General features: G+C 67.2%; 4 protein-coding genes and 1 pseudogene. 3 read left to right on the top strand and 2 right to left on the bottom strand.

Annotated elements, in window-relative coordinates; all coding sequences use genetic code 11:
- From A9W96_RS24795 to A9W96_RS24780, 3 genes are all read left to right on the top strand, one after another.
- Nucleotides 1-966, top strand: a 966-nt coding sequence (locus A9W96_RS24795; RefSeq protein WP_197499633.1) for an acyl-CoA dehydrogenase, incomplete at its 5' end; no start/stop codon positions are given.
- Nucleotides 967-1,040: 74 nt separating this feature from the next.
- The gene (locus A9W96_RS24785) at nucleotides 1,041-1,835 is read left to right on the top strand and encodes a DUF5666 domain-containing protein (protein ID WP_197498178.1); all 795 of its coding nucleotides are present in this window, start codon (nucleotides 1,041-1,043) and stop codon (nucleotides 1,833-1,835) included.
- A gap of 127 nt (nucleotides 1,836-1,962) precedes the next feature.
- Nucleotides 1,963-2,703, top strand: a complete 741-nt coding sequence (locus A9W96_RS24780; RefSeq protein WP_066879300.1) for a DUF5666 domain-containing protein — start codon at nucleotides 1,963-1,965, stop codon at nucleotides 2,701-2,703.
- A 45-nt stretch (nucleotides 2,704-2,748) separates the two neighbouring features.
- Here the strand turns inward: A9W96_RS24780 and A9W96_RS24775 are convergent, their stop codons facing one another.
- Nucleotides 2,749-3,096 carry a metal-sulfur cluster assembly factor gene (locus A9W96_RS24775; RefSeq protein ID WP_066864419.1) on the bottom strand — a complete coding sequence of 116 codons (348 nt, stop codon included), beginning with the start codon at nucleotides 3,094-3,096 and terminating at the stop codon, nucleotides 2,749-2,751.
- Nucleotides 3,071-3,305, bottom strand: a pseudogene (locus A9W96_RS24770) (SUF system NifU family Fe-S cluster assembly protein); the annotation flags it as partial. The gene A9W96_RS24775 and the pseudogene A9W96_RS24770, both read right to left, overlap by 26 nt.

The following is a 3,305-nucleotide window of genomic DNA, read 5'->3' as shown; positions in this document are numbered from 1 at the left end:
CGGGGTATCGCGCAGATGTTCACCGTGATCGAGCAGGCGCGCATGACGATCGGCGTCAAAGCCGCCGGCACGCTGTCCACGGGTTACCTGAACGCGCTGGCCTTCGCCAAGGAGCGGGTGCAGGGTGCGGACATGACGCAGATGTCGGACAAAACCGCGCCGCGGGTCACCATCATTCACCATCCCGACGTGCGTCGCAGCCTGATGACGCAGAAAGCGTACGCGGAGGGCCTGCGCGCGCTCTACATGTATGCCGCCGCCCATCAGGATGACGCTGTGGCCCAACGTGTTTCGGGTGCCGATCACGAAATGGCGCACCGGATCGACGATCTGCTGCTGCCGATCGTCAAAGGGGTGAGCTCGGAACGGGCGTACGAGGTGCTGACCGAATCGCTGCAGACGCTCGGCGGTTCGGGCTTCCTGCAGGACTATCCGCTCGAGCAGTACATCCGCGATTCCAAGATCGATTCGCTGTACGAGGGCACCACCGCCATCCAGGCGCTCGACTTCTTCTTCCGCAAGATCGTGCGCGATCGGGGCCAGGCGCTGCAGTTCCTGACGGGACAGATCACGGCGACCATCGACAACGTCGACGAGGCGCTCAAGCCGGTCGCGCAGCTGGTGCAGACCGCGTACGACGACGTGACCGCGATGACCGGCGCGCTGACGGGCTACCTGATGTCCGCGGCGCAGCAGGCGGACGAGATCTACAAGGTGGGCCTGGGATCGGTGCGCTACCTGCTCGCGGTCGGCGATCTGCTGATCGGCTGGAGGTTGCTGGTGCAGGCCGACATCGCGCACCGCGCGCTGGCGAATGTCGCGGGCGACGACGAAGCGTTCTACCGGGGCAAGGTCGCGACCGCGGGGTTCTTCGCCAAGAACATGCTGCCCAGGCTGACCGCGCTGCGCGGGGTCATCGAATCCATCGACGACGACATCATGAAGGTGGCCGAAGCGGCCTTCTGAGCGCCCACAGGTTGGGCACAGGTTAAACGGGTAAACCCTTACGTTGGCTTTAACCGACGAATGGAGAAACGTTGATGTCTGCCAGCTGTCACGCGCCCCGGTTCACCCGCCTCGCGGTCTTCGCCGTCGCGGGGGCCACCGCGCTATCCCTGTCCGCCTGCGGCTCTTCGAACAAGTCCAGTCCGCCGTCGACCTCGACCTCGACCTCGACGTCGGTCGTGACGTCGACGACCACCTCGGCCACCCCGAACGCCGAAGCGCGGGTGAGCGGCCTGATCGCCTCGGTGGCGGGCAACTCCATTCAGGTCACCAAGGAAGACAACGCGACCGCTTCGGTCAACTTCACCTCGACCACCAAGATCACCGAGGCGGTGCCCGCCGGGCTGCCGGACGTCACCCCCGGCAGCTGCGTCAGCGTGAAGCCGACGGAGGGGACGACGCCCGCGCCCGGACAGCCCGTCACCGCCGCGTCGGTGAAGATCAGCCAGTCCGTCAACGGCGCCTGCCCGAAGCCGCCGCAGTCCGCGCCCGGCGGTTCCACCACCACGCCGCCGTCTCTGCCGCCGTCAAATGCGCCCACGAAGCCGGCGTGGGTGCGCGGCTCGGTGGCGTCGGTGTCCGGTAACACCATCAACCTGACCAACACCGATCCCAACGGCAACACCACGCAAACGGCCGTCACGGTCGACGACAAGACCAAATACAGCAAGCAGACGCCGGCCAATACCGACGCGATCACTCCCGGCAAATGCCTGTACGCGCGGGGCACCCAGGACAACGGCGGCGCGCTGCAGGCGACGAGCATCAATCTACGACAGGCTGTCGACGGCAAATGCGGCAAGCCCAAGCAGCCCGGCCAGGGTGGCTGACCCCGGCTCGGCTGACTGAGATTGCCGTCACTCCCGCCGGCGCGGCGTGAAAACCGCGTCCGGCGGGGGTATTTGCCTACGACGGCGAAACGCGTGATCGGAGATGAGTCCTGTGGCTGCCCTATCGTTGAAGACCCGGCGGACGCAGATCGCGCTCGGCGCCGTCATCGCCTTCCTCGTGCTGTGCGTCGCCATGTGTGGACCCTCCCACGACGCGTCGAACAGCAGCGCGCCACGCGCCGTCACGGCGGTCCCGCCCAGCGGGGCGCCCAACGCTGCGCCGCCACCGGCGCCGGCGCCCCCGCCAGCCCCGCCGATAGGCAAGGACTACGTCGAAGGCATGGTGCAGTCGAATTCGGGTGGCACGGTCGCCCTTCGGACGAGGACCGGTTCGGCGACGGTGGACTACACGCCGCAGACCATGGTCATGGACGTCACCCCGGCGAAGCTGACCGACGTGACGCCCGGCAGTTGCGTGAACATCAAGGCCACCCCGCAAAGCGCGCCGCCGCCGGCTGCGATCACCGCGCAGGCGGTGACGGTCACCCCGTCCGTGGACGGCAAATGCCCGCCGCCCGCCGGGTTCTACGGCACGGTCGCCTCGGTGTCGGGTAACACCATCGCCGTCAACGGTCTGGGCCCCAGCGGCCCTGGCGCCTCCACCAACGTGACCGTCGCCGGGTCGACCTCATACCAGCGGCAGACCCCGTCGGACACCCAGGCGATCACGAACGGGAAATGCATTGGGGCACAAGGGACTCAGGACGGCGGGGTACTGCACGCGGCGATGATCAGTGTGGAGACCTGCCCGCCGATGGGGCACCCGCATCACCACCTGCACCTGCCGCACCTGCCCTTCCACCTCTAGTGGCCGGGACGCCGACAGCGCGCGGTAAAGCGCGAAAAGCGTTTATCAGACGGTGAAGCCGAGGGCGCGCAATTGCTCGCGGCCGTCCTCGGTGATCTTGTCCGGACCCCACGGCGGGTTCCACACCCAGTTGATCCGCAGGTCGTCGACGAGGCCGGCGCCCACCAAAGCGCTGCGTGACTGGTCTTCGATGACGTCGGTCAGCGGGCAGGCCGCCGACGTCAGCGTCATGTCGATCAGCGCGACGGTTCCCTCCTCGCCCGCCTCGACGTTCAGCCCGTAGACCAGTCCCAGGTCGACGACGTTGATGCCGAGTTCGGGGTCGACGACGTCACGCATCGCCTCCTCGAGGTCGGCGAGGAATTCCTCATCCTGCGCGGTGGTTTCGCTCATCCATGACCTCCTGAAACTCTGTAGCCGCTTTGGCCAACGCATCCTTGAACGCCATCCACCCCAGCAGCGCGCATTTCACCCGCGCGGGGTATTTGGCCACCCCGGCGAACGCAATCCCGTCGCCCAGCACGTCCTCGTCGCCCTCGACGGTGCCACGCGAGGACACCATCTCGGTGAAGGCGGTGATGGTTTTGAGCGCGTCGCCGACG

Source organism: Mycobacterium sp. 1245852.3, from assembly GCF_001669335.1.
Taxonomy (GTDB): domain Bacteria; phylum Actinomycetota; class Actinomycetes; order Mycobacteriales; family Mycobacteriaceae; genus Mycobacterium; species Mycobacterium europaeum_A.
The sequence above is the reverse complement of the archived record's forward strand: the minus strand, read 5'-3'. Positions and strand labels throughout refer to the sequence as shown.

Bases quoted from the DNA above. Each gene is read 5' to 3' on its own strand.
- A9W96_RS24785 (WP_197498178.1), top strand. From the start codon at position 1,041: ATGTCTGCCAGCTGTCACGCGCCCCGGTTCACCCGCCTCGCGGTCTTC.
- A9W96_RS24775 (WP_066864419.1), bottom strand. From the start codon at position 3,096: ATGAGCGAAACCACCGCGCAGGATGAGGAATTCCTCGCCGACCTCGAG.